This is a genomic window from Psychrobacter sp. N25K4-3-2, assembly GCF_015351755.1.
GTDB classification, from domain to species: Bacteria; Pseudomonadota; Gammaproteobacteria; order Pseudomonadales; family Moraxellaceae; genus Psychrobacter; species Psychrobacter glaciei.
This window is the reverse complement of record NZ_JADKLX010000006.1, coordinates 64,150-89,772: the sequence shown is the minus strand read 5'-3', so window position 1 is coordinate 89,772 and position 25,623 is coordinate 64,150. Positions and strand designations below refer to the sequence as shown.

23 protein-coding genes are annotated in these 25,623 nt (G+C 42.0%); 15 read left to right on the top strand and 8 right to left on the bottom strand.

Annotated features, from left to right (window positions below):
• Positions 1-450: 450 nt before the first annotated feature.
• The 6 genes from IOD06_RS12425 to IOD06_RS12400 all read left to right on the top strand — a co-directional run bounded on the left by IOD06_RS12425 (position 451) and on the right by IOD06_RS12400 (position 5,566).
• Positions 451-1,509 (top strand): TRAP transporter substrate-binding protein, encoded by a 1,059-nt coding sequence (locus IOD06_RS12425; protein ID WP_189586626.1) that lies wholly within the window; start codon positions 451-453, stop codon positions 1,507-1,509.
• A 17-nt stretch (positions 1,510-1,526) separates the two neighbouring features.
• Positions 1,527-2,054, top strand: a complete 528-nt coding sequence (locus tag IOD06_RS12420; protein WP_010197787.1) for a TRAP transporter small permease — start codon at positions 1,527-1,529, stop codon at positions 2,052-2,054.
• A complete protein-coding gene (locus tag IOD06_RS12415; protein ID WP_194621109.1) occupies positions 2,051-3,340 on the top strand; it encodes a TRAP transporter large permease in 1,290 nt (429 codons plus the stop codon). Before IOD06_RS12420 ends, IOD06_RS12415 begins: the two co-directional genes overlap by 4 nt.
• A gap of 144 nt (positions 3,341-3,484) precedes the next feature.
• On the top strand, positions 3,485-3,703 hold the full coding sequence (locus tag IOD06_RS12410) for a dodecin family protein (protein WP_194621108.1): 219 nt from the start codon (positions 3,485-3,487) through the stop codon (positions 3,701-3,703).
• Between the two features lie 166 nt (positions 3,704-3,869).
• Positions 3,870-4,922 carry a 5'-nucleotidase gene (locus IOD06_RS12405; RefSeq protein ID WP_194621107.1) on the top strand — a complete coding sequence of 351 codons (1,053 nt, stop codon included), beginning with the start codon at positions 3,870-3,872 and terminating at the stop codon, positions 4,920-4,922.
• 41 nt (positions 4,923-4,963) lie between these two features.
• Entirely contained in the window at positions 4,964-5,566 is a 603-nt protein-coding gene (locus IOD06_RS12400) for a rhomboid family intramembrane serine protease (RefSeq protein WP_194621106.1), read from the top strand.
• A gap of 125 nt (positions 5,567-5,691) precedes the next feature.
• Here the strand turns inward: IOD06_RS12400 and IOD06_RS12395 are convergent, their stop codons facing one another.
• The 3 genes from IOD06_RS12395 to IOD06_RS12385 all read right to left on the bottom strand — a co-directional run bounded on the left by IOD06_RS12395 (position 5,692) and on the right by IOD06_RS12385 (position 8,533).
• Positions 5,692-6,240, bottom strand: coding sequence for a hypothetical protein (locus tag IOD06_RS12395; RefSeq protein ID WP_194621105.1), 549 nt, complete (start codon positions 6,238-6,240; stop codon positions 5,692-5,694).
• A gap of 159 nt (positions 6,241-6,399) precedes the next feature.
• Positions 6,400-8,268: a sodium:solute symporter family protein gene (locus IOD06_RS12390; RefSeq protein WP_194621104.1), complete on the bottom strand. Its 1,869-nt coding sequence runs from the start codon at positions 8,266-8,268 to the stop codon at positions 6,400-6,402.
• Positions 8,269-8,272: 4 nt separating this feature from the next.
• Positions 8,273-8,533: a DUF4212 domain-containing protein gene (locus IOD06_RS12385; protein WP_194621103.1), complete on the bottom strand. Its 261-nt coding sequence runs from the start codon at positions 8,531-8,533 to the stop codon at positions 8,273-8,275.
• Between the two features lie 759 nt (positions 8,534-9,292).
• On the opposite strand from IOD06_RS12385, the gene IOD06_RS12380 reads away from it, so the two are divergent.
• The gene (locus IOD06_RS12380) at positions 9,293-10,789 is read left to right on the top strand and encodes a sodium:alanine symporter family protein (RefSeq protein WP_194621102.1); all 1,497 of its coding nucleotides are present in this window, start codon (positions 9,293-9,295) and stop codon (positions 10,787-10,789) included.
• 106 nt (positions 10,790-10,895) lie between these two features.
• Here the strand turns inward: IOD06_RS12380 and IOD06_RS12375 are convergent, their stop codons facing one another.
• Positions 10,896-12,533 (bottom strand): electron transfer flavoprotein-ubiquinone oxidoreductase, encoded by a 1,638-nt coding sequence (locus IOD06_RS12375; protein ID WP_189586788.1) that lies wholly within the window; start codon positions 12,531-12,533, stop codon positions 10,896-10,898.
• Between the two features lie 740 nt (positions 12,534-13,273).
• On the opposite strand from IOD06_RS12375, the gene IOD06_RS12370 reads away from it, so the two are divergent.
• From IOD06_RS12370 to IOD06_RS12355, 4 genes are all read left to right on the top strand, one after another.
• Positions 13,274-13,957, top strand: coding sequence for a DUF1285 domain-containing protein (locus tag IOD06_RS12370; RefSeq protein ID WP_194621101.1), 684 nt, complete (start codon positions 13,274-13,276; stop codon positions 13,955-13,957).
• A gap of 194 nt (positions 13,958-14,151) precedes the next feature.
• Positions 14,152-15,153 carry a glutamate racemase gene (murI, locus tag IOD06_RS12365; protein WP_194621100.1) on the top strand — a complete coding sequence of 334 codons (1,002 nt, stop codon included), beginning with the start codon at positions 14,152-14,154 and terminating at the stop codon, positions 15,151-15,153.
• Positions 15,154-15,501: 348 nt separating this feature from the next.
• Positions 15,502-16,506, top strand: coding sequence for a DUF4062 domain-containing protein (locus IOD06_RS12360; protein ID WP_194621099.1), 1,005 nt, complete (start codon positions 15,502-15,504; stop codon positions 16,504-16,506).
• Between the two features lie 292 nt (positions 16,507-16,798).
• Positions 16,799-17,098: a hypothetical protein gene (locus IOD06_RS12355; protein ID WP_010197759.1), complete on the top strand. Its 300-nt coding sequence runs from the start codon at positions 16,799-16,801 to the stop codon at positions 17,096-17,098.
• 168 nt (positions 17,099-17,266) lie between these two features.
• On the opposite strand, the gene IOD06_RS12350 is transcribed toward IOD06_RS12355, so the two are convergent.
• Positions 17,267-18,748 carry a lytic murein transglycosylase gene (locus tag IOD06_RS12350; protein WP_194621098.1) on the bottom strand — a complete coding sequence of 494 codons (1,482 nt, stop codon included), beginning with the start codon at positions 18,746-18,748 and terminating at the stop codon, positions 17,267-17,269.
• A gap of 294 nt (positions 18,749-19,042) precedes the next feature.
• On the opposite strand from IOD06_RS12350, the gene IOD06_RS12345 reads away from it, so the two are divergent.
• Entirely contained in the window at positions 19,043-20,530 is a 1,488-nt protein-coding gene (locus tag IOD06_RS12345; RefSeq protein WP_194621097.1) for an AAA family ATPase, read from the top strand.
• Positions 20,531-20,536: 6 nt separating this feature from the next.
• The gene (locus tag IOD06_RS12340; RefSeq protein ID WP_194621096.1) at positions 20,537-21,151 is read left to right on the top strand and encodes a retron system putative HNH endonuclease; all 615 of its coding nucleotides are present in this window, start codon (positions 20,537-20,539) and stop codon (positions 21,149-21,151) included.
• Positions 21,152-21,227: 76 nt separating this feature from the next.
• On the opposite strand, the gene IOD06_RS12335 is transcribed toward IOD06_RS12340, so the two are convergent.
• From IOD06_RS12335 to msrA, 3 genes are all read right to left on the bottom strand, one after another.
• Positions 21,228-21,941, bottom strand: a complete 714-nt coding sequence (locus IOD06_RS12335; protein WP_194621095.1) for a DUF1499 domain-containing protein — start codon at positions 21,939-21,941, stop codon at positions 21,228-21,230.
• A gap of 80 nt (positions 21,942-22,021) precedes the next feature.
• On the bottom strand, positions 22,022-22,690 hold the full coding sequence (gene tmpT / locus IOD06_RS12330) for a thiopurine S-methyltransferase (RefSeq protein ID WP_194621094.1): 669 nt from the start codon (positions 22,688-22,690) through the stop codon (positions 22,022-22,024).
• A gap of 174 nt (positions 22,691-22,864) precedes the next feature.
• The gene (gene msrA, locus IOD06_RS12325; RefSeq protein WP_189586668.1) at positions 22,865-23,386 is read right to left on the bottom strand and encodes a peptide-methionine (S)-S-oxide reductase MsrA; all 522 of its coding nucleotides are present in this window, start codon (positions 23,384-23,386) and stop codon (positions 22,865-22,867) included.
• A 262-nt stretch (positions 23,387-23,648) separates the two neighbouring features.
• Between msrA and cmoA the strand changes: the two genes are divergently transcribed.
• Together cmoA and cmoB are read left to right on the top strand one after the other, a co-directional pair.
• Positions 23,649-24,446 (top strand): carboxy-S-adenosyl-L-methionine synthase CmoA, encoded by a 798-nt coding sequence (cmoA, locus tag IOD06_RS12320; protein ID WP_194621118.1) that lies wholly within the window; start codon positions 23,649-23,651, stop codon positions 24,444-24,446.
• A gap of 50 nt (positions 24,447-24,496) precedes the next feature.
• Complete coding sequence (gene cmoB / locus IOD06_RS12315) at positions 24,497-25,552, top strand: tRNA 5-methoxyuridine(34)/uridine 5-oxyacetic acid(34) synthase CmoB (protein WP_194621093.1); 1,056 nt, start codon at positions 24,497-24,499, stop codon at positions 25,550-25,552.
• Positions 25,553-25,623 lie beyond the last annotated feature (71 nt).

The following is a 25,623-nucleotide window of genomic DNA, read 5'->3' as shown; positions in this document are numbered from 1 at the left end:
CTCAGAAGTGAAACATCGTAGCGCCAATGGTAGTGTGGATTCGTCCATGTGAGAGTAGGTCATCGTCAGCTCTCTATTCTAAAAGCTAAACCCCCTTACGCGAAAGTGTAAGGGGGTTTAGCTTTGGGTGCGGTTTACTTCTTTACAAACATTCGTTGTTTAAAATATTTTGCTTGCAGTCGGTAATCCGTCGAAATTTAGTATCTGAGAGTACTATTAGATTTGTCCATTGAGTTTCGTTAATCTATGCTTATTTTTGAATGGATTATTACCTTATATGCTCAAAATGATTTGACTTATATCATTATAGCTGCTAATTTTATATAGTATATTTATTGCAGATTTATTAGAAAGACGTTTTTACTTTGTAAATGATTAATTATTTCATCGACTTAGAGTGCTAAACGTAAGCTCTACTCCTCATCTCATAATTATCAAAAGGAATTGATAATGAAGCTAGCTCCTCTTTTTTCAATTGGTGCCTTGGCAGCGATTAGTCTTTTAGGCTGTTCTAACCAATCCGCTGATACTACTGATGGCTCATCAGCAACTTCTCAAGAAACCACCGTTTTACGCTTTTCTCACTTTTGGCCAGCAACATCATCTATTAGTACGGAGGTTTTTGAACCTTGGGCTAAACAAATAGAGACAGATTCTAATGGTCGCTTGAAAGTAGAATTGTATCCCTCAGCAGGTCTTGCTAAAGCAGATGTTACCTATGAATCTGCTGCGAAAGGTACGATCGATATCGGCTCACAGGCTCATGGCTACACTAATGGTCGATTCCCTTTAACTCAAATTACTGAGCTCCCCGGACTATCAAATTCAGCCACTCAAATGGGTTGTATGCTCCAGACCCTTTATGATGATGGCACACTTGCTAGTGAGTATGAAGATTCTCATCTCCTGTTTATGTACGGTGCTGGTCCTGGTGCACTTCATACCACTGACAAGCTAATTCGAACGCCTGAAGATATGAAAGGTATGCGTATCCGTCGTCCTTCAGCCGTGGCTGGTGATATCATCGAAAGTGCTGGCGCTTCACCGGTAGGTCTACCTGCTAATGACATGTATACCTCTTTACAGCGCGGAGTTGTGGATGGCTTGAGTTTCCCTTGGGAAGCAGTAACCGCTTTCAAAATCGATGAGATTACGAAATATCATACCAATATTCCTTTTTATAGTTCAGCGCTTATGGTGACGATGAACAAAGATAAATATGATAATTTGCCTGATGATCTAAAACAAGTCTTGGATAAAAACTCAGGGATGGCATTGGCTAATAAGGTCGGTGAAGTGTTTGATAAGCATGACCAGATGGCAATTCAAGCTGCCAAAGATAAGGGTGACGAAATTATCGAAATTCCTGATCCACTAAATGATCCAGATTGGAAAGGTCCGCTCGAAAGAGGAACGCAAAAATATCTAAAAGACGTTAATGCTTTAGGTTTGGATGCTGATAGTGTCTATGAAAAGGCCAAAGCTGCCAGTGCTGCCTGTAAGGTATAACCTATTGGAGGTGTCACATGGCATTTTTAGTCAAAATCAGTACCTTTATTTCTAGATTATGCCAATTTTTTGGTGGTGTCAGTCTTATTATTATTGTTCTAACCACCATGTTGGATGTGACGGCTCGTTATATATTCAAGCTCACTGGTGGTGAGTTTGGATTTACGGTCAAGGGTAGCGTGGAAATTGTGTCTTATTTCATGCTATTTTCCTTGCTTGCCGCCTTTGCCGCTTTCGTCGAACGCTCACAAATCATCGTTGATGTCTTTACTCAAAAGATGCCTCAAGCCGTTAAAGGCTACATGATGGGCATCTTTATGATGGGCTTTTTTGTCATTGGTATTGTGTTCTCATGGGGTCTCTATGAGAGCGCCATTGATGCCATAGAATACGGTAAAGTTACCCAAGATCTTCGACTATCAATGATGCCCATCTATGCATTTAGTGCATTCTTAAGTCTTTTACTCGCTATTCGCTCGCTAATCGAATCCATTAATATCTTTAAAACGGGCGAGTTCTTTGACGCCGAGGAGACAGGCGCATGAGTCCAGAAATTATTGGAGCCATTGGCTTAGTCATCATGATCCTGCTTGTTGTCCTGCGAGTGCCAGTGGCACTTGCCATGTTGGGTGTGGGATTGGTTGGTTTTGGGGCAGTGACTGCGCCAAGCGGTGCTTTACAGATGCTCAAAGACATTCCGGTAGATGTCTTGGCAAAATATGACTTTAGTGCTATTCCGTTGTTTATTTTAATGGGAGTCTTTGCCACACATTCAGGTATGGCAGGAAAGTTGTTTGAAGCTACCCGAACCATTTTTGGTGGAGTACGAGGGAGTCTTGGTATCGCGGGTATCGGATCATCTGGTATTTTTGCTTCTATTTCAGGCTCATCATTAGCTACTGCCTCTACTATGACGAAAGTTGCGTTGCCACAGATGGAGAAGTATGGTTATCAACCTGGTTTTGCTTGTGGTATTTTAGCAGCAGGTGGCACATTAGGTATTATGATTCCGCCTAGTATTGCTCTACTGGTTTATGCCATCCTAACTCAGCAGTCCGTTGGTGACATGTTTATTGCAGGCTTTTTGCCTGGTATGTTAGGGATGGTGATGTACTCAATCACTGTCATGATTATGGTACGCTGGAAACCGCATTTAGCGCGTCGTGGCGAGTCGACTACTTGGAAAGAGAAGCTCATATCGTTAACCGGTTTGATACCGTTTAGCTTCATTTTTATCGTGATTATTGCGGGTATTTTCTTTGGGCTATTCACTCCCACAGAAGGCGCAGCAGTCGGTGCATTTGTCTCTTGGGCTTACGCTTTTGTTAAAGGCATGCGTATGAAAGGCCTTAAGCAATCGCTGATTGAGACGCTCGCATTATCAGCAGTGGTCTTCTTTATGCTACTGGGTGCAGAAGCTTTGGGCTATTTTATCTCAGTGTCACGCTTGTCTTATACATTAGCGACATGGATTGGTACGTTAGCAGTGAGTCCAATGGTCGTACTGATCTGTATCTTGATCATGTACTTCCTCCTAGGGTTGTTCATGGATGCTTTAGCGATGCTGGTTATTACCATTCCAGTGGTGTATCCAATCATTGTTGCTTTAGGCTTCGATCCAGTATGGTTTGGTATTATTGCCGTATTGACGGTAGAGCTTGGATTGATAACGCCGCCGATGGGAATGAATATTTTCGTGATTAAGGCAATGGCTCCGCATATCAAACTGTCCGATATGTTCCGCGGGGTAGCCCCATTCATTGTTTCTGATGTGATTCGATTGGTTATTCTGGTCGCGTTTCCAGCGATATCTTTAGTGCTATTAAGTTAATTCCTACATAAAATAACACTGAAGCATTGTTGCGTACTATGTATAACGCTAGAATAAATGAGAGACATCGCTTTGAAATATTATCTCTACGATAAGCTTGTCTTAAAACACTCATTTTAGAATCACATGGATGCGAGAAATATTATGACAATTGCCAAGAATATCGAGATCAGTAGTACCTCTGAAACCAGTTTTGAAGATGCTATTCAACAAGGTATTGAACGGATTTCTAAGACCGTTAATAATGTTGAAGGCGCTTGGATAAAAGAGCAAAAAGTAGGGGTTACTGATGGAAAAATCACTAAATATCATGTCATTATGATTGTAAGTTTTGTCATTAATGATGGTGCTGATATTAGCTAAGTGTTCCTTGAAACCTAAAAAAGACTGCGATTGCAGTCTTTTTTTTGTCGTAAAAAATATATATTGAGGATTGTTGTGATTAGCAGGAGTAGCCACACAGCTTGCCTATATATGTAGTAAAATAAAACGCTATCATTTTGAATATTTAGAATAGAAGTAAACATTTATGGCTGTCGATTTTAGTAACACGCTCATAGTCGCGATTTCTGCAACCGCGCTGTTTGATTTAGCAGAATCAGAAAATTATCTATTACAGCTATTAGAACACCGGCCTGAAAGTGCTATAAAAGAGTTTCGTGACTATATGGCAGCGCGTGAAAACGAGCCGTTAAATATTGGCGCGGGCTATCCGCTTATCAAAGCACTGCTAAATTTGAATCATTATTGTGAAGACGATACTGTACAGCTCCCTGATATTGAAGCGCCTTTGGTCGAAGTAGTGATTGTCTCGAAAAGCAGTCCAGATACGGGTATTCAAGTACTCAATGCCATTCGTGAACATGGACTCAATATTTCTCGATCAGCATTCATATCGGGTAGTCCTGTTTCGCCTTATATCAGAGATTTTAATATTGATCTGTTTTTGACCACCAATCGTGAGGATGCGCAGCAAGTTGCTGATACCAATATCTGCGCTTGTGCGATATTGGATGCGACCCCTGTTAATACTTATAAATTGGATACCAATCAGCTGCGTATCGCTTTTGATGGTGATGCCGTGCTGTTTGATGATTCAGGTGAGCTGCTCTATAAGCAAAAAGGATTACGTGCCTTTCATGATCGTGAAGCACAAATGCGTGACTTGCCAATTGAGAAAGGGCCTTATGCTGAATTATTAATTAAGCTATCGAACTTGCAAGAGCGTCTACCAGCAGGCCTTCAATATTCTCCCATAAAGATTGCGTTGGTGACGGCTCGCAATGCACCCGCTGACCTGCGTGCGATTAAGACATTGCGAGAGTGGGGCGTCAATGTTGATATGGCGTTTTTCTTAGGAGGTCTGGAAAAAACGGCTGTACTTAGAACGTTTGCGCCACATATCTTTTTTGATGACTCTATTAAACATATCGATGCCGCGCGCAGTTTTGTTCCTACCGCCTTAGTGCCTTATCATTCAACGTCGTTACTGCATGCCAATAGTTATTTAACAGCGGACAAAGATGCTTCATTATTATCATTCAAGCCGATACAGCAACCACTGTTTTCAGTGAACCATTAGGGTCTGTTGAATAAAATAAAATCAATAGGATAAAAGATTATATGAAGTGGCGGCAATTACTCACGTTGATATTGGTACGAATCAAGCAAGTTATCGGCTTATATGCTTTTGTCTTAGTGCCGATGTGGGGTATGTTTTTTCTCAATAAGTTTGCGCTGTTTGGACTGTGGAATATCTTTGGCATCGTGCCGCGTGCTCTTGATATCGGTAGCATGATTGGGGTGTTTGCTTCATGGACGATGCATGGCAATTTTTCACATTTGCTTGGCAATAGTGTAACTTTATTACAAATTTTATTTTTATTTGGGCTTTTTGAGAACAATGCTTATCGTACGATTGTTAAGCTCATTATCGCTTCCGGTTTGGTCACTTGGGTCATTGGCTCGCCGCTATCAATTCATATCGGGGCATCAGGGTTATGCTTCGCGATGCTTGGTTATATGATAGGGGGAGCCGTGTTCGCTCGGCGTTGGGGTTATTTAATCGCTTGTATCGTTATGGGGGCAGGGTATTGGCTCACTATCAAAGAAGGCTTAATGCCGCAAGAAGGTATATCATTCGCGGCGCATTTTGGTGGTTTATGTGCGGGGCTGCTGCTAGGTGCCAATTCTAAGCACACTTATACGACAACGTCTCATCATTGAAAAGCAAAGTAAATAAGGCAGTATTTTCAGATTTTTTATTCGTCTAAAATATTGCCTTATCATCACATGTCTCTTTGAAGACTTCCCTGTTGATGGATGTACTGTTCTAAATCTCTCTCAATTCGTTAGCTTTGTTTATCAGTGCAAATACTGATGAATAGCGGATCATCTGTTGCTAGGTCTCGCCATGCAGTCGTTTGCTTTACATGTTTATCAATTGATAGCGTATTGCCTTTTTCAGGTATCACGTAGTCTGCACGTGCAGGAATACTACAATCAATAACTTGAGGGACTGTCTCTACGGCTCTTCGTCTTTCAAATAAATATAAATTGAATAAATGTATATCTGGGTTATCTACTTGTACACTCGCATTTCCAATATCGGCAGCGATAAACCGTAATATTTGCGGCTTAGCATAAGACCATGGGCGGAACCACTCAGTGCTTTTCGCTGTTTTGACGACTTCTACACCTTTTGGTAGCTTCTCCACTTGTTGACCATACCAGCTGTACTCCTGATTTATCTGAAATGCAAACATACCAATAGCAGCAAATAAGGGAATCAGCCATTTAGGGGCACGTTTGCCTGCCAGTTTGCTGAGGTGAGTTATGATAAGTGCTAGTCCAGCCATGCCAAATGCGGCAGCGATGGTAGCGATAAACTCAAAAAGCATAAAATATTCCTTAATGCGTGAGATATGTTTAATTGAACTTATTGGATAAAGGAAGAATATAAAGTATCGTTATTATGGCGATCAGATAAAAAAATCACTCACAAGCAGTGACTGCCTGTGAGTGATATCTTAACAGAAGATATATCCTCAGTTGCAAGCTTAGTGGTCGACTGCACCGCCAGCGCCACGTGGAGAACGTACGCTCTCAACCAACTCTTGGATATGTGCTGGTGGTGGCGCAGTAGCATAAGATACGGCGAATGCTACGATAAAGTTAAGCAGCGCACCAACTGCACCAAATGATAATGGTGAGATACCAAATAACCAGTACTCTTCAGTATCAGGGAAGTTAGCAGTACCACTGATAAAGAACCAACCTTTGAACATAAAGATATAGACAAGAACGACGATTAAACCAGTCAACATACCTGCAATAGCGCCAAGATTGTTAATGCGTTTAGAGAAAATACCCATCATCAACACAGGGAACAATGAGGATGCCGCAATACCAAATGCTAAGGCGACAACCTGCGCAGCAAACCCTGGTGGGTTAATACCTAAGTAGGTCGCAACAACAATCGCCACACCCATCGTAATACGAGCATATTTTAGCTCTTGTTTATCAGTGATATTTGGGTTTAGGTTACGTTTAATTAAGTCATGACTAATCGCTGATGAAATCGCAAGGAGTAGTCCAGCTGCTGTTGATAGGGCTGCTGCCAAACCACCTGCAGCGATAAGACCAATTACCCATGATGGCAGATTCGCGATTTCTGGGTTAGCAAGTACTAAGATATCAGCGTTTACATCAAGCTCGTTACCTGCCCATCCGGCATCAGCAAAACGACCATCAAGTTCTGCATCATGTGCAATGCGAGCTTTTTCTACCGCTGCCGTTGCGGTAGTAACGTCGCCACCATCAGCTTGAGCCGTATTAAGGGCTATTTGAGCGGCACCAAGTCCACTGTCGTTATATAACTGGATACGACCATCATTATTTAGATCGTTATACTTAATGAGACCGGTCTCTTCCCATGTTTTCATCCAGTCAGGACGCTCATTATTGAGAATAGGTTGATTTTCGACACCTTGTGGATAGATAGTATCTACTAAGTTTAAGCGCGCCATCGCACCAACTGCAGGCGCTGTGAAGTACAGTAGCGAGATGAATACCAATGTCCAGCCTGCGGTCCAACGCGCATCAGCCACTTTAGGAACCGTAAAAAAGCGAATGATAACGTGTGGTAAACCTGCAGTACCGATCATAAGCGTCAAGGTAAATAGCACCATGTTTAGCTTGTTAGGCACATCAGCAGTATACGATGCAAAACCTAAGTCAGTAACCACTTGATTCAGCTTGGTCAAAATAGGAACACCTGATTCAACATGATTTGAGAACAAACCAAGACCTGGAATAGGGTTACCCGTTAATTCAAGTGAGATGAAAACCGCAGGAATGGTATAAGCAATCATTAGAACGACATACTGTGCAACCTGCGTGTAAGTAATCCCTTTCATACCGCCTAATACCGCGTAAAAGAATACAACGACTGCTGCGATAATCAGACCAGTGGTACTTTCAACTTCTAAGAAGCGCGAGAATGCAACACCAGCACCGGTCATCTGACCGATAACGTAAGTGGTCGATGCGGTAATCAAACACACCACAGCAATCATAGCTGCCGTCTTGGAATAAAAGCGATCACCAATGAAATCAGGAACGGTGAACTTACCAAATTTACGTAAGTAAGGGGCTAAGAGCATCGCGAGTAGAACATAACCGCCTGTCCAACCCATCAAATAGGTGGAAGCGCCATAACCACCAGCAGCAATAAGACCTGCCATTGAGATAAATGACGCTGCACTCATCCAGTCAGCAGCGGTTGCCATACCGTTAACGACTGGATGGACACCGCCGCCTGCAACATAAAATTCACTGGTCGAACCAGCACGGGCCCAAATCGCGATACCGAAATACAGAGCGAAGGATAGACCCACAAATATAAGATTAACTACAAATTGACTCATGGGGCTATTCCTCGTCTACGCCATATTGTTTATCTAACTTATTCATACGCCATGCGTAAAAGAAAATCAGAATAATAAACACCCCGATGGATCCTTGTTGGGCAAACCAAAAGCCCAAGTCAGTACCACCGATCTTGATACCAGCTAAGAGGGGACGTAATAAGATAGCAAAGCCGTACGAGCATAGTGCCCAAATAACTAGGCTACCTATGATGAGACGGATATTGGCACGCCAATAACCGGATGGATCGTTATGATTTTTCATAGGACAACTCCTTTTGTCTTACCTAAAAAATACCAACAATATAAAAAAGACAGTGGTTATTTCTTATCAAAAAAATCAATATAAAAAATAGACACGTACTGCTTTATATAATGAAAACGATGACGCGCAATAGTATGTTTATTTATTGGTGGTTTTTTACTTAAAATAAAAGCAACTACTCTTGTAGGCATCACATTGATTGAAACCATTGATCTAAACCATCGAATGGTAAAAACAGCATTTCTTGAGGAAGGCAGAAAGGGTGGACTATCCAGTGTCTTTTTTGCAATCTCGTCTTCCTGACAAGAGTTTTAATGTTTTGAGCACTCTAACTCTTTGTGCTGACTGGTAATTATAAAAGCAGCACAAATAGATATGAAATTCATCTTAGCACGATTCAATAAATATCATTGCAAACAACTGAGCATAAATTATGGGGAATATATTGATAATTAGTTTGGTTACTATTATAAAAACGATATTACTGAAATTGTACGAAAAATGTTCAGTGTATGCAGCTAAATTATTGTTTATATATATTCTATATAATATGAGATACAAGCATTATTTATTTTAGAAATAAATATATAAAACGGATAACCAAACGTGATACTCGCAAGTCATTTAATATCTATATCATGCACAGGATGTTTTAGTATCAGACATTTTGTCCATAACCTTGTGAGGTTTTGAATCGTTAAAATATGATATTAATATAAAATTTAAGTAACGTATATAAAGAATGAGTAGAGAGTCCATATGAACGAAGGGATAGTAAGTTGGTTTAATAACATCGTAAATTATGGTGTCAGTATCATCTGGGGTAACAATGATTGGTTAATTGCGAGCAATCCTTGGTATGGATTACTGATGTTCGTGCTGATTGGCGCAGGTCTTTATTTTACCGTGGCCACACGTTTTATACAGTTTCGCCACTTTGGTCATATGTGGCAGCTGTTACGTGTCTCAAACCAAGGGCGCAAAGATGGTGGTATCAGCTCGTTTGAAGCCTTGATGACCTCACTCGCGGCGCGCGTTGGTACGGGTAACTTGGCAGGGGTCGCAATTGCTATTTATCTCGGTGGTCCGGGTGCTGTTTTTTGGATGTGGATGACAGCGATAGTCGGCATGTCGACCAGCTTTATTGAGTCTACTTTGGCGCAAGCATACAAGGTGCCGCATAACGATAACGTTTACCGCGGTGGACCAGCTTACTATATTGAAAAAGGTCTGGGTAAACGCTGGCTAGCAATATTTTTCTCGTTATGTTTGCTGGTGGCTTTTGGTTTGGCGTTCAATGGCGTGCAATCAAATACCATTGCTCAAGCAACCAATGAAGCCTTTGGTATTCCAACATGGATGACAGGCTTAATATTAGTAGTACTGGTGGCGCCAGTGGTGTTTGGTGGTTTACGCTCAGTGGCTCGTATCGCGGGTAAAATTGTGCCGGTGATGGCGATTTTATATATCTTATTGGCACTATTCATTATCGTCACGAACTTTAGCCAATTCCCCGCAGCGATTGCGTTAATTGTAAAATCCGCCTTTGGTTTTGAGCAGGCAGCGGGCGGGGTCATCGGTTATGGTATTGCTCAGGCGATGATTAACGGTATCAAGCGTGGTTTGTTTTCTAACGAAGCAGGTATGGGGTCAGCCCCGAATGCGGCGGCAACAGCAAAAAGTCATCCTGACCATCCAGCAGTGCAAGGATTTATGCAAATGCTGGGCGTCTTTATGGACACGCTGATTATTTGTACTGCCACCGCATCGATTATTATCTTATCGGGTGTGGTTGACCCGAACGTTGAGCAAGAAGGTATTCAGCTTACGCAGTTGGCCTTGTCCCAGTATGTTGGCGATTTGGGTGTGGTCTTCGTTGCAATTGCTATTTTCTTTTTCTCATTTACGTCCATTATTGCCAATTACAGCTACGGTGAATCAAATCTTGAGTTTATCTCTGGTGCCAAAAACGCCAAAGTGATGATTATGATTTTCCGTTTTATGGTGTTGGGTATGGTCTTTGTCGGTGCGATTGCTAGTTTGCCTGCCATCTGGAACTTCGCTGATTTGTCGATGGGTCTGATGGCCTTGGTCAACTTAGTGGCGATTTTGCTTTTGTCTCCAGTAGCACTTAGAATTTTGCGTGACTACGAGCGCCAAGTGAAAGAAGGCAAAACAGGAGATCAGATTAAGTTCAATCCTGATGACTTTGTGAAGTTAAAAGACGAAGCCAATCGTGATGCCTGGACGGATTAAGTTGACAGATTAGTTGCGATTGTTAAATAAAATGTATAAGTACAAAAAAACCGCCCTTATTATTAAGAGCGGTTTTTTATTGATTTCTATTTATCTCAATCATGACTTACATGTTTGGATAGTTAGGACCGCCGCCACCTTCTGGCGTTACCCAAGTAATGTTCTGCGAAGGATCTTTGATGTCACAGGTTTTACAATGCACACAGTTTTGCGCATTGATAACAAACTTAGCACCTTCCGCATCTTTGACCACTTCGTATACACCCGCTGGGCAGTACAAACGTGCTGGCTCAGCATATAGGGGTAAGTTGATTGAAATAGGCACCGTTTGATCGGTGAGTTTCAAATGCGTTGGTTGATCTTCGGTATGGTTGGTGTTAGAGATAAATACCGACGACAACTTGTCAAATATCAGCTTGCCATCAGGCTTGAGGTAGGTGGGCTGATAAGCGTGGTTGGCACGCTCTAACTGATCGTAATCTGGAAGGTTATCGTGCAAGGTAAATGGCATTTTACCTTTCAATAAATTGTGCTCGATAAAGGTAAACGCTCCACCCATAAACAGACCCATACGATGTATCGCAGGTGAGAAGTTGCGCGACTCGTAGTTATCTTTATACAACCATGACTCTTTATACATGGTGGTATAAGCAATCACTTCATCATGCTGACGATCTGCTTGTAATGCTTCAAAAATAGCTTCGGCTGCCAGCATGCCTGACTTCATCGACGTATGCGTACCTTTGATTTTTGCTGGGTTCAAGAATCCAGCATCATCACCGACCAATACACCACCTGGGAAGGTGAATTTTGGTAGTGAGTTTAAGCCACCTTTAGTCAAAGCACGAGCACCGTAAGAAATGCGCTTACCACCTTCTAATACATTCTTAATGACAGGATGCGTCTTTAGGCGCTGCATTTCATCAAATGGTGACATGTACGGGTTGTGATAGGACAGATCTGCGACGAGACCAAAACTGACTTGGTTGTTTTCATCGAAGTATAACCACCACCCACCAGTAGAACCCGTTTCGGTCAATGGCCAGCCAAGTCCGTGCATGACCACGCCTTGCTCGTGTTTCTCTGGGACAACTTCCCACAATTCTTTTAGACCAATACCGTAATGCTGAGGATCTGAGTCTTTATCAAGATCAAAACGGCTGATTAAGCGTTTGCCTAGATGACCACGGCTGCCTTCGGCAAAAATAGTGTATTTGGCAAGCAGCTCATAACCTGGCTCAAAGCTTGGCTTGGCTTCGCCATTGGCGGCGACACCCATATCACCAGTTAAGATACCGCGTACCGAACCATCGTCGTTATACAAAATATCATCAGCTGGGAAGCCTGGGAACATCATGACTTCTAGCTCTTCAGCTTGTACTGCCAACCAACGAACGACATTACCTAGCGAGACAATATAGTTACCGTCATTGTGCATCGGTGCTGGAATCAACGGATCTGGCACTTTAGTAGAGCGCGTGGCTGAATTTAAGTAGTAGAAGCGATCTTCGGTGGCTGGTACGTTTAGCGGTGCGCCTTTTTCTTTCCAGTCTGGTATCAGCTCATTTAAAGCACGCGGCTCGATAACAGCGCCAGATAAGGTATGAGCACCGAATTCAGAGCCTTTTTCGACCACACAAACCATAAATTCATCGTTGCCAGCTTTAATAGCGAGCTGACGCAGACGAATCGCAGCAGATAGACCAGCAGGTCCGCCGCCAACGATAATAACGTCAAATTCCATGGATTCGCGCTCAATCTCAGGCTCTGCCGCGACAGGTTCTACTACTGGCTCAGGTGTTTTTTCGACCGCTACTTTCTCAGCAGGCTCTTTATCCACGGCGACCGTTTCAATGGTTTCTGTAGTAGCAGTTTCATTGGTCTCTGCTTTATCAAGGTCGGCTGTTTCGACAGCAACTTCTTCAGCTGGCACTTCTTTGGTCAGCGTCGTTGACTCTGGTGTTGTTGTGTCTGGCTTGGCCGTATCTGTCGCGACTGGTGCATCAGTGTGAACGCTATCACCGTCGACGACTGGCTTTTGATTGTCTTGCTCTTGCATACCTACTCCTAAACTTTTAGTGGCTTATCTCAGGGCATCATTAGCTTAACAATTGCATAATAAGGCTTGCGGCGCTAATTTCACTCAGACATATGGCTGCTCGACAGAAACTGTCTTTGCGGCATCAATTGACAACGTTGCTATTAAACTAAACCTAGTAGTTAAACCCAGTTAATGAAAAACTATTAACACATCAGCTAAAATGTGTCGTTAATACAACGCTCACTTGACTGTTTCAATAAAAAATCGTTACTCATTATAAAAGAAAAGTCCTATAAACACGATACGCATTTACGAGTATCAGTGTTAAGGTGAAATTCATGTAGTAAAGGTATAATGTTGATATGGTCTCATCATACCCGAAACTAAAATTTATAGTAATAACAGATTTGCCAAACTTTAATTACTAGGTAAAGGATCAACTGATGAGTAATGATAATAGTAAGATGGATAATAATATACAAAGCAGCGCTAATAGCCCACAGAACGTGGCATCCAACCAAAATCCAATGAAAGCACTTAACCAATATCTAAAGTCTGCCGCAGGCACACGCGAGGGAAGAGCGATACCACCACTGGAAAAATGGCACCCTGAACAAGTGGATGATATGGATTTGGTGATTAAAGCCAACGGTGAGTGGTGGCATGAAGGCGGACAAATGACCAGAGAGTCATTGGTGAGCTTATTTGCCACTATCTTATGGAAAGAAGAAAATAATGGCGTAGCAGAGTATTTTTTAAAGACACCCGTACAAAAACTTCGCATTCAGGTAGAAGATGCACCATTATTGATTAATGATGTCGGTATCGTCGATGAAGCTAATAATAGCTGGTTAGAATTTACCACAACGACTGGTGATGTGGTACGTTTAGATGACGAGCATCCAATTACTTTACGGGCTTATAGCCTTGATGGTACTACTGACGACCAATCTGACGTGCAAGTAAGACCTTATATGCCAGTCAGAAATGGCTTGACTGCATTAATTGGTCGTAATGTTTTTTATCATTTGACTGAAATCGGCGAACTGACAGAGCAAAAAGGTGAGACGATACTAACCTTGCAAAGTGGTGGTCGATCTTACGAGCTTTCTATGCCAACTGGCTAATTATTACTAAGTCTTATTTATTATTGCGATAAGCTGCCTTTCTATTTATATTAAGAGTAATATTCTACATTAAGAGTAGTATTCTACATTAAGAGTAGTATTCTACATTAAGAGTAAAGCTCTATATTAAGAGTAACATTTGAAAATTGCTATCAAAATGAAGGTATCGATATGAAGACAGCGGTAGCGTACCGATGAATATTGCTGCAACCAATCTATTAAACATGGTTGAGAGGTCATCTATTTCTGTTAAAAAGCGAGATTCTAAAAAATCTGTTATTGATACCGCTAAAAATGCCACTTCGGTTAGCCAAGCTATGATTAATCAAGAGCGCAACGCCCCGATTGGCTTATTTGATTCTGGTATAGGCGGTCTGTCTGTCTATCTGCATTTAGCCCAGCAACTGCCTGCCGAGCGTTATATTTATTATGCAGATACCTTGCATGTGCCGTATGGCAATCGTGATAGTGAAGATATCGAAGCCTTGACCCTGACAGCAGTAGAGTGGCTGTATCAGCAGGGCTGCAAGCTCATTGTGATTGCCTGCAACAGTGCTTCTGCCTATGCTTTAGAGACAGCTAGACGATGTTATCCGCAGTTGCCTATCGTCGGTTTGGTACCAGCGCTCAAGCCAGCAGTGTTGGCCAGTAAGAGCAAACACGTTGCTGTATTGGCTACCAAAGCAACTTTGAATGGCATGTTACTGAATGAAGTCATTACTGCTATTGCCAGTCCTAATCGCACACTAGTGACCAAATATTTCGATCCACAGTTGGTACCTTGGGTAGAGGCAGGTATGCCAGAGAATTGTGAGACTGCGAAGCGGTTACGGCAGCAGCTACAGATATTTGCACAAGATGGAGTGGATCAGTTGGTACTAGGCTGTACCCATTATCCATTTTTTAAAGCATTTTTGTTGGATGGGATTGCGCAGCAGCAACTATCGATACAAGTGGTGGATTCAGGACAAGCGATCGCTGAGCGGGTCAAGCAACTCTTGGTTGCAAACCAGTTGTCTGCCTTACTTGATAGTCGTGCGAAAAATGATGGTATAGAAGGTAGGGAGACGGGTAAAAAAAATCGACCTCCGTTGACTTTTTATGCGACCAAATATGATGATAAGTTGGTTATGCTAATACAGCGCTTACTGGGTAAAGAGACGTGCTTACAGTACTATACTCAGGGCGTGTCCTAAATTCAATTGATCATATCTAAACGGAAGCAACCAGATGAGCCAAAATAGCTAAATCTTGCCAAATGGCGTTAAATAGCTGGTCAATAGATTGATATTATCTGTGCTGTTTTTCTTATCTTTATTACTATTTTCAAAATGAAGATACGGCCTAGTAAGCGTTGACATTGATAGGCGAAGAAAAAACTGTTTATAACCATCTCGCTATATCTGTATTAGACAGCATAGACCTGATTATAAAATAAGCTGAGCGTACCTCCATAGGATTATGCTGGGCTGTGCAAGACATGATATTTGTGCTATTTTTACGTTCATATTTATTCCTGTCATCACCCAAGCGCAGAGGTTATTTTGCCAAACCGTCGTTATCACATTCATGTCATATGCGCTGACAACGATCAGTTGCTAATGCTGGACAGTTTGGCGGTTTTTTTTCAGGCGCGCGCATTTCTAACCTACGATGTTTCCAGCAAATTGCCAAAAGCCTCGTTGTATGGCCGCCAATGTATCGATGCGTGCGATTATGCGCTAATGGTCGTCGGGGATAGCTACGGCACAGTACAAAATACTGGTGTCAGTCAAATGCATTTAAGCTATTTGAATGCCAAAGCCAAACTCAAGCCCTTACTAATATTAGTCAAAAAGCATCACCAGGGTGCAGATATCAGTCGGCAGTTGCAAGAGTTTATCAACACAGTCACCCAGCAAGCCAAGCATGTTCATTATTATGATGCGGATACAGATATCGAGCAACTGCTTATCCAGGCCTACCATAATATGGTGATTCACTATAATGTAAAAGACGTGTGGTTAAAGGTCAGCGAAGAATCGATAAGATTAATCAAACAAGCTTCACCTGATTCGATAATCTCTCGGCCTCCTATGAATACGCCGCTGAAACAAAATAGCGGTGTTGTCGACGGAGGTGTTGCGGATAGTGTTAGCAAGCCGATTGTCTTAACAGATACTTTTTCTATTCAGTATAGCGCGCAAGCCTATGCTGGTGGCAACTTGACAGATGTCACTAGATCGATGACATTAAGTTGGCAGGAAGTATTGTGCACGCTGATGAAGATACCTGCGACTTTCTCAAGTTACGGTTTACAAAGTGCCATGAATCGTCTCATCGCCTCCAAGGCTGAGCATGACATCAAACAAGAGATGCCCAATGTACACGCCGTAGCACGCTGTCAAATCTCCCAAAAGGACCTGAACCATTTGCAACGCCAGCTGGTCGCGGCTAACTGGATACAGTTAACGACTTATGGTACGCGGGTCTCGCAAGAATTGTGGAAATTAACTTTCTATGCTCAAAACCTATTAAAAAATAAACAACCGGCCATTCGGACTCAGTGATGGTCATCATAAGCTTTAATCAATGGCATGGTAAGGATTGTCAACAGATTTCCTGTGCTTCCTACTACGTTTTGTAATACAAAGCATACGCGGTAACGGTTGTGAATTTAGCCAAGACTCTTGATAATAAAGCTCATTAACGTAAAAAATATTTTATGATATTGGTTATTGGAACAATAGTTATTGAGATAAAAACGGTTCAAATGGTGTACTAGCCTATATAAACTTATCTACCGTAAAAACGACAAACATAAAAGCGCATAATAATATTGACTGATTAAGGAGCACTATCATGAGTAATGATAAACATGACGAGTTAAGAAAAGAGATTGATGGTTTAGAGAAAACCATGCACGATGCTGAACAGTATCACACACTAGAAGAGCAAGTGGCAGACATGAAGCGCCGTGGCATCGACCCTAGTAAAGCCTATAAAGATTGGGACAAAAAACAGGAAGACGAAGATTGGGGCGACGATACTTGGAAAGAAAATGGTAAATGGGAGCCGAAGACGCCTGCGGATCTGGATGATAAAGCCCGTGAAAATTGGGATGGTGATAATGGTAAACCCAATCCACCACCGATCGTATAAATGATCTCAATAGGTAATCGATATCTATAGATAGCCGATTGATCAAAAAAAAGCCACGCTAATCATATTAGCGTGGCTTTTTTTAATCCATAACAATTAGGTTTATCAGAAACTTAGCGCATGTTCTCATTTTAAAAATAGTAATAAAAATGAGGACATGCCGTCGTGCTATGAACCTTCGTCAACACGTACGAGCTTCACGCTACCATCAGCACTCGTCACGCGACGATAACGCGTATTGCCAGAACTCGATGGTTGAACCGATGACTGAGGTGAGTAAGTGTTGGGAGTGCTCGTCTGTCGTTGAATCAACTGTCCCATGCGATCAGCAGAGGCAGGCTGTAAAGGCTGACTGTTCGCTGGTTGACCATATTGATTGCCATATTGTGTACTTCTTGGAGCTATGTTTCCTGCGTTTCCAATGATTGAACGGTAAAATTTCTGTCCTGCGCGTCCATCAGCGGGGAAGATGCCCTTACTGGTTTGGTACTGCTGAATCGCAGTGCGAGTATTGTCTCCAATAATGCCATCGACTTCACCAATATCATAACCAGCATTTAACAGCGCTTGCTGAATGTCTTTTGCTTGCTGGCGACTGATACCCGGATCGTCGGTAGGCCAAGCAGTGACGAAGTCAGTTTTGCTGCTGTCTTCTTTAGTGATTAGGTCTGATAAATGTGCGATGGCTAAAGCGTAATTCTCTGACGCATTGTACGAATAAAACGTATCGAAGTTTTTACCCACTAAGAAAGCAGGACCTTCAGCGCCTGCAGGTAATAGTAATCCTGCACTATTCAAGTCGTAAGGCAATGGACTGCCATTGGCGAGCGTTAGACCTTGATCGCGCCAGTGGCTGATAGACTTTTTGTTCTTTCGGTCAGACGCGGCCCAATAACCACTGGGCAATTTGACTTCATAACCCCACGGCTCGCCAGTACGATAACCACGATTGTCCAAGAAGTTAGCGGTAGAGGCTAGCGCATCAGGGACACTATTAACTAAGTCGCGACGACCATCGCCATCAAAATCAACGGCCAATTCTAAAAAAGTGCTCGGCATAAACTGCGTTTGCCCAAAAGCACCTGCCCATGAGCCAGTCATATCACTTGGCGCGATATCACCATTTTGGACGATTTTTAGCGCATTGGCATATTCACCTTGGAAGTAGCTCTGACGACGATCAAAACAAGACAGCGTCGCTAAGGATTCAAACAACGGCTTTTTGCCCAATGTCTGACCGAAGTTTGACTCAACACCCCAGACGCCTAATACGTGCTCGGCTTTGACCCCATAGCGTGATTCGATTTTACGCAAAGTATCTGCCCACTGGCGCTTGGCACGAATACCGTCCTCTACGCGCTCGCTATCGACCAGCGATGAGAGATAATCCCAAACGTCTTTTTGAAACTCTGGTTGATAGTTCAACGATTGAATGACGCTAGGATCAGGCTGGCTTGGGCGATAGTTGTTAAAGGTATAACCATCAACTCCGCTAAACTTACTAGAGTTTTTTAATCCATCTAGACATTGTTGTAGCTCGGCATTAGACAAGTTTGGTGCTTCTGGTCGGGCGGCTTGGGCAGTGCTAGCAAAACTCAAACCAACAGCAAGGCTAAGTAGCGATAAAGTAGAAACTGGAGTCAAACGCATGAAAATATCCTATAAACGTCAAAGTGGTCATTAAGAAAGGATGCAGAACTGGTTAAGGCAGTATGGACTTAGAGTAACCAATCTAAATAGTAAAGAAAAGGTATCGAAGCACTCAGTTACTATAAATGGACGTTGGCGTGAGGTTAGGAGAGGGTTTTAGGTACGTTGAGGCTTTTTTCCCAAAACAATAGCATTCCTTACTTGTCTTTTAAGTTGTTATACTGATAGGTAAGAATTACCACAGAAATTGATAAAATACCTAAATATTTACTACCTATAAAAATAAGGTAAACAATGAAAGTCAAACACTTACACCTACAAAACTATGGTCGCTTTGAAGACTTAAAAATAGACTTTGCGCCAACTTCTGAAAAGGCGGGTAATGTCACTGTTATCGTGGGTAATAATGGCGCGGGTAAGTCGCAAATTTTGCAGGCTTTGGCGACGAGTTTGAGTTGGTTTGTGAACGGATTATCTAATTATGACAAAGAGATATCAGTTATAAAATTTGAGGAGCATGGTTTCCTAGAATCCGACGAAGGTCAATATATTGAACAATACCAGATTATGAATAATAAGGATTATTCAGAACTAGAGTTGTCTTTCTATGATGAAAGTATAGGAATGGAGATTTTAAATACAAACTCAACTAGAAAAGAGATTCTAGTACCTGCATCATATGGTGTACAAAGAACTGGTTTTGATGAACTGATTAAAGTATATTCAAAAAACTTTCAGAAAAGCAAAGATATAAGTTTACCTATAGTAGCTTACTATCCAGTAAATAGGGGCGTAATCTCAACACCCATGGATATAAACAAAGACTCGACTACAAATCAATTAACAGCTTATGAAGATGCATTAAAAAGTTCGGTCAGTTTTGAAACTTTCTTTTCATGGTTTCGAGAGCGTGAAGATATAGAGAATGAAAGTTTCGCTTCTTCTAAAGCTAAGGTGAAGGATAAAGAGGAAGATGTTGCTGATATTTTCATGAGGTCTTTAAAGGAAACCTATATTGAAAAAGGTAAGCTAGAAGAGTTTTCGAGTAAAGAGGTGCAGAAACTACGTGAAGCTATACGAAATTTTGAGACAAATTTTGAGGAACTTCTTTCACGTCGATTATTTAGTGATAAACAGTTAACAGTAGTGAGAATAGCAATTGAAGAGTTTACGGACTTAACTAATCCTCGTATACGTCGTCAAGGCACACCCACTATGATTGTTGAAAAAGACGGAGAGGAACTAGACGTTAAACAACTCTCTCAAGGCGAAAAGTCTTTATTAGCTTTAGTTGGAGATATTGCTCGCCGTTTAGCATTGCTTAATCCTAGCCTTGATAATCCGCTAGAAGGTGAAGGCGTGGTTATGATTGATGAAGTGGATTTGCATCTTCATCCAAAGTGGCAGCATGACTTAATTGATAAATTCGTCAAAACTTTCCCCAATGTACAATTTATTTTAACTACACATTCGCCACATGTTATCAGTGATCGGCCTGATATTTTGGTTTATGCCCTTGATGATGGTGAGCTAACTCAAGTACCAAATATTTATGGTGAAGATGTCAATACGGTTCTAACTAAAGTATTTGATGTGCCAATTAGAGATCCAGAAGCACAAGCAGACTTCGATAATGTTGCAGAACTTATTTATCAGAAAAATTTTGAGAGTGCAGAGAATTACATTATAAAATTAGAAAAACAGATGCCAGAGAATTTAGAATTACTGCGCTGTCGATTGCATCTCACTCAAGCCCAACTTGCAGCAAAAAAAGAGGGCTAGAAAGTTATGCAGAAGATTAATAAAACAGGCTCTATGCCCGATATAACTGCTAAGTGGATTAAGAAACATAATACGCTCAATTGGAACGATTTACCTTTCGATGAAAAAGAGATTTTAAGAGAGCATTTACATACTGAGCAGCATGGACTGTGCTGTTACTGTTGCAAAAAAATATCTACCAAAAGCGCGAGCGTAGAACATTTGCAAGATAAGCATCAACATCGAAAACTCCAGTTTAGTTATGATAACTTACTGTTAAGCTGTGTTTCGAACAAGCATTGCAACATAGCAAAGCAAAGTAAGGAGATAAAAGTTCATCCGCTGCATACTGACTGTGACGATAGCGTTAAAATGAATCCCTTATCCGCTCAGTTGTTCGGTGATAAACATAAAAAAGATGCCGATGAATCAATAGATATATTAAAATTAAACCATAATGAGTTGATTAATCACCGAGCTGATTTAATTAAGTTGGTTCAAACATATCTACCATTATTTAATGTGTGTGATGATATCTATCAATTGCAAGAAAATAGCACTTTCAAAGATAGTTTTCTAGCATTGGTTAAAGATTTCCCACAGTATAGGGAACTTGAGTATATCGTGAATAAATTGGCATAATACTGCCATTTGAAACCGATGCTTGCTGCCTTTTATGTAGCAAGCATCGCTGATTCTTATAGTTAACCAAACCCAACTACTCCTCCAAAACCCCATCCAACTCATTAATAAAGTCATGAATACGCTCAGAATTTTTGCCCAAATCACTACCGCCAACCCGTGACTTACTGCGAATATCAAGCAAACGCTCACTGCCGTTATCCGTTACACGTACGACAACGTCGTCTTTAAAGCTGAACCACATCGTACTATCTGTCGCTTCAATGATGCCTTTATCCGCATCGCTATTTACCAATTCCCAGCCTAAATTATTGACGGCTTGTTCAGTTGCCTTGACCAATTCAGATTGTGATTGCGTATAGGTTAAGGTTTGCAGATCCGGATAGGCGTCACGCTGTTGTTTTGCAGTTGCTTCCCCTGCGTACTCAACGGGATTTGGCGCATCAGCGCGTAGTGGGGCAATGGCCTCAAACTTAGGTGGATTGATCAAGTCGGTCGATATATCGTGAATAGGCGGTACACTTTTGCCTTTATTCATCATGCTAAGCGGCATAGCTATGGCAATAGCAGACAGTAGCAGCGCTATTACCGTGCTGCCAAGCGTCACTGTTTTGCGTTTAAATATCATTTGTAAAACGAGCAAGATAAGGGCGGCAATTCCGGCAAACACACCGAATTTAAATCCTGTAAAGGCGGTACCCAAATCGACGATGCCATATTTATAAAGCGGACCGGGTAACGCCACCAGTAAAAAAGCGATTAAGCTTACGAGACTAACTAGAACTTTCATTAGGTTTCTCCGTTATGATTTAATCGTCGCTTAATCACTATCGAATCACTATCGAATCACTGCGATAATTAAGCTTATGTTTAATTCAACAGCCAAACATGCTCAGTGACTGTTAGCTCAGGTGCGGAGCCGATTGTAGCAGGTTCATTTATCAGTTCGTTAATTTGATAGTGCTCGCCATAGTATTGCTGTATTTGTTCGCTACTGATGGAGAAGGGCGGTCCATTCTTTTTGCTTTGATCATAATTGAGCGTGATTAATAATTGCGGTGCAAATTTTTTATCAGCAGTATCGCTAAGCTGTCGCACTTGCTCGCTATATTTCATATGCATATTGGCTGGTAAGGCAATCAATGCCGCTTTATCATATATCGCATCGACAAAGCCAATATCCTCAGCCGTTAGCGCAAAAATATCAGCGACCCATAGCGTGATGGTTCGTCCTGCCAGCTGACCTTGATAATATTTGATAGCTGGATTATCCGCATGCTGATATACAGTAGGCACGATATTTTGCTCAGTAAAGAATTCTTGCACGGCTGTCTCAACCAATTCAATGCCAACGACATTATAGCCCTGTGCTGCTAGCCATGCCATATCAATCGACTTACCACATAGAGGCACAAATACTCGACCACCAGCGGGCACGTTTAAATGGCTAAAGCACTTCATTAATAACGGATTCACTTCAGACTGATTAAAACCAATGCGTTTCTCTTGCCAGCGCGTTTGCCAAAATTCAGGGTTCATACGTTAGCCTTTATTGGTTAAGGTTCATATTATTAGTTATTTTTATAATAATCTTTTGGGTGATGATGCTAAAGATATTAAAAAGCCAAACACTTATATAATAAGCATTTGGCTATGATTAAAAGTCGCTCTAAGAACTATGCCTTTTCAGTAGTTTCTTATTTAATATTTTGCTTAGCTCACCATGTATTTACTGAACTCTTTACGCAATTTGGCAAGCTTTGGCGGTATCGCAAAGTTGCAATAAGCTTGTCCTGGGTTTCTATTAAAGAAGTCTTGATGGGTTTCTTCTGCTTGATAAAACTCAACAGCAGGATGTATTTCTGTGACCACATTGACACCCATATCACGCAATTTATTAATGGTACGGTCGACGGTTGGTTTTTGATCTTCTTCGGTGTAAAACACCACACTGCGATATTGGCTACCGACATCATTACCTTGACGATCCATGGTGGTGGGATCATGAGTGGCAAAGAAAACATCTAGGATGACTTCTAGCGGGACGATAGAGTCATCAAACTCAACCTTGATGACTTCAACGTGTCCTGTCGTACCACTACAGACTGCCTCATAGTTGGCAGATACCGCGTCACCGCCCATGTAGCCTGACACGACAGATTGCACGCCTTTTACAGATAAAAATACTGATTCGGTGCACCAAAAACAGCCACCGCCTAATATAATGGTTTGCATAATTTTTCCTATTATTATAGATGTTGTTATAGAGATGGGCTAAGGTCTTTATTTGGATGCAATGGCGTCATTTTTCAATGACTTATTGCTTTGAAGAATTTATTACCCTTAGCGCTACCTAATCAGCTTAGCAGGGCATCTGACCGCGATAAGTAACAAACAGTAATGTTATAATGGGCTTTTGCTACGTTGAGCAGCTTTTAACTAAATAATGACAAGCATGAAAGTAATTATTTCCTACTTTAAGTTCTATTATCCAAAAATGAGTCGCACCATGAGCCAATCCAAGTCTGCTATCAAACATGACACCCTATTTGACAAACCGTTCACCACGCCACTCGATAAAGCAGCGCGCTTTTCTTTCGATGAGCAAGTGGTGGCTTGTTTCCCTGATATGATTCGTCGCAGTGTGCCTGGTTATGGTCAAGTGCTCGCGATGCTGCCTATCTTTGCTCGTCGTCATTGCAAATATCGCCAGCAGGATGATAATGGTCAACGTGTCAGTCGCATCTATGATTTGGGCTGCTCACTTGGTGCCGCAAGTATGACCTTGGCAGGCGAGTTTGAGCCGCAAGACTTGCAGATCAAAGCGATTGATATCTCACCAGCGATGACGACAGAGGCGACCACGCTACTGAGTGAAAATTATCCTGAGCATGACATCGAAGTCATCACTGCTGACATTCGCGACGTCAAGCTTGAGCCATGCGATATGGTGATTTTGAATTTAACGCTACAGTTTTTACCAGCAGCAGATCGGGTAGCGGTATTAGAGAATATCTATAATGCGCTTAGCGAAGGCGGCATATTAGTGCTAACTGAAAAGACCCATGCGTTTGATGAGCAGTACGATGCATGGTTGGTTGAGCGCTATTACGACTTTAAACGTGCCAATGGCTATACCGAAATGGAAATCAGCGGCAAGCGTAATGCGCTAGAAAATGTCCTCATTACGGATACCTTAGATGAGCATCATGCACGCTTGAGTGATGTTGGATTTGAGCGTCATCTGACGTGGTTTCAGTTTTTAAACTTTGTCTCTGTGGTGGCGTTTAAATAATCCTTATCTTTAATACAGTTATTTTTCAATCAATACGGTAATCTGCTTTTATGCTCAACGACACTATCATCAACGCCGAACGCGAACTGTATTTAACCTTGCTAGAGCTGGCGCAACAGCAGCCGAGCGCTTATGAGTGGCTCAAGCAATTACCAACTTGGCTAAATGCTATCAAAGACAAAGCTAACTATGCGCATGCGCCTGCCTACCAAGCATCAGTCGCTCGTTTGCCAATACTAACCGTCAATAATGTCGATCTAAACAGTGATACATTGACGATTGATGCCAGTCTCAATGAGTCTGAGCGTAAACAGGCAATGGCACTACTAAAGCAATTGATGCCGTGGCGTAAAGGGCCTTTTCAGATTGGTGGTCAAATTGGTAGTCAAATTGGCAGTCAGATCGGTAATGATGAATCATCTATAAAAATTGATACTGAGTGGCATAGTGACTGGAAGTGGCAACGAGTGGCGCCGCATTTAGGTAGGTTAGAAGGCCGTCGTGTATTAGATGTAGGTGGCGGTTCTGGTTATCATGGTTGGCGCATGGCAGGGGCAGGAGCAGAGACGGTCATTATCATTGATCCGTCATGCTTGTTTTATCATCAGTTTATGGCGATTCGGCACTTTGTGGGTAATGCCGATAATTATAGGACGCACTATATTCCCGTACCGCTTGAAGCGTTGCCTGCGCATAGCCAGTTGTTTGATACCGTATTTAGCATGGGCGTGCTTTATCATCGTCAGTCGCCATTTGAGCATTTGCAGCAGCTACGTGGTCAGCTCGTTAAAGGCGGTGAGTTGGTGCTTGAGACGTTGGTCATCGAAGGCGATGCCAATACCGTACTCGTACCGCACGATAGGTATGCGCAAATGAATAACGTGTATTTCTTACCGTCAATTGCAGCATTAATAGGCTGGCTAGAAAAAGCAGGATTCTCAGACGTGCGCTGCGTGGATGTGGCAGTGACTTCGACGGAAGAGCAGCGTAAAACAGAGTGGATGACCTATCATTCGCTAGCAGACTTCCTAGATCCCAATGATTCGACTAAGACCATGGAAGGCTATCCAGCACCAATGCGCGCGACCTTGATTGCCAAGAGGTAGAGCGCTATTAGTATCTGCCATGAATAAATAGACTTCTTGCACAAGTCATTGCTAACCCTAGTAACAAGCTA

Excerpts from the sequence above, each read along its gene's own strand:
- IOD06_RS12395 (WP_194621105.1), bottom strand. The coding sequence starts at position 6,240 with ATGCTTTTTGAGTTTATCGCTACCATCGCTGCCGCATTTGGCATGGCT.
- IOD06_RS12410 (WP_194621108.1), top strand. The coding sequence starts at position 3,485 with ATGACAATTGCCAAGAATATCGAGATCAGTAGTACCTCTGAAACCAGT.
- IOD06_RS12390 (WP_194621104.1), bottom strand. The coding sequence starts at position 8,268 with ATGAGTCAATTTGTAGTTAATCTTATATTTGTGGGTCTATCCTTCGCT.
- IOD06_RS12375 (WP_189586788.1), bottom strand. The coding sequence starts at position 12,533 with ATGGAATTTGACGTTATTATCGTTGGCGGCGGACCTGCTGGTCTATCT.
- IOD06_RS12405 (WP_194621107.1), top strand. The coding sequence starts at position 3,870 with ATGGCTGTCGATTTTAGTAACACGCTCATAGTCGCGATTTCTGCAACC.
- cmoB (WP_194621093.1), top strand. The coding sequence starts at position 24,497 with ATGCTCAACGACACTATCATCAACGCCGAACGCGAACTGTATTTAACC.
- IOD06_RS12420 (WP_010197787.1), top strand. The coding sequence starts at position 1,527 with ATGGCATTTTTAGTCAAAATCAGTACCTTTATTTCTAGATTATGCCAA.
- IOD06_RS12370 (WP_194621101.1), top strand. The coding sequence starts at position 13,274 with ATGAGTAATGATAATAGTAAGATGGATAATAATATACAAAGCAGCGCT.
- murI (WP_194621100.1), top strand. The coding sequence starts at position 14,152 with ATGAATATTGCTGCAACCAATCTATTAAACATGGTTGAGAGGTCATCT.
- cmoA (WP_194621118.1), top strand. The coding sequence starts at position 23,649 with ATGAGTCGCACCATGAGCCAATCCAAGTCTGCTATCAAACATGACACC.
- IOD06_RS12415 (WP_194621109.1), top strand. The coding sequence starts at position 2,051 with ATGAGTCCAGAAATTATTGGAGCCATTGGCTTAGTCATCATGATCCTG.
- IOD06_RS12425 (WP_189586626.1), top strand. The coding sequence starts at position 451 with ATGAAGCTAGCTCCTCTTTTTTCAATTGGTGCCTTGGCAGCGATTAGT.
- IOD06_RS12345 (WP_194621097.1), top strand. The coding sequence starts at position 19,043 with ATGAAAGTCAAACACTTACACCTACAAAACTATGGTCGCTTTGAAGAC.
- IOD06_RS12350 (WP_194621098.1), bottom strand. The coding sequence starts at position 18,748 with ATGCGTTTGACTCCAGTTTCTACTTTATCGCTACTTAGCCTTGCTGTT.
- IOD06_RS12385 (WP_194621103.1), bottom strand. The coding sequence starts at position 8,533 with ATGAAAAATCATAACGATCCATCCGGTTATTGGCGTGCCAATATCCGT.
- IOD06_RS12380 (WP_194621102.1), top strand. The coding sequence starts at position 9,293 with ATGAACGAAGGGATAGTAAGTTGGTTTAATAACATCGTAAATTATGGT.
- IOD06_RS12400 (WP_194621106.1), top strand. The coding sequence starts at position 4,964 with ATGAAGTGGCGGCAATTACTCACGTTGATATTGGTACGAATCAAGCAA.
- msrA (WP_189586668.1), bottom strand. The coding sequence starts at position 23,386 with ATGCAAACCATTATATTAGGCGGTGGCTGTTTTTGGTGCACCGAATCA.
- IOD06_RS12340 (WP_194621096.1), top strand. The coding sequence starts at position 20,537 with ATGCAGAAGATTAATAAAACAGGCTCTATGCCCGATATAACTGCTAAG.
- IOD06_RS12355 (WP_010197759.1), top strand. The coding sequence starts at position 16,799 with ATGAGTAATGATAAACATGACGAGTTAAGAAAAGAGATTGATGGTTTA.
- tmpT (WP_194621094.1), bottom strand. The coding sequence starts at position 22,690 with ATGAACCCTGAATTTTGGCAAACGCGCTGGCAAGAGAAACGCATTGGT.
- IOD06_RS12335 (WP_194621095.1), bottom strand. The coding sequence starts at position 21,941 with ATGAAAGTTCTAGTTAGTCTCGTAAGCTTAATCGCTTTTTTACTGGTG.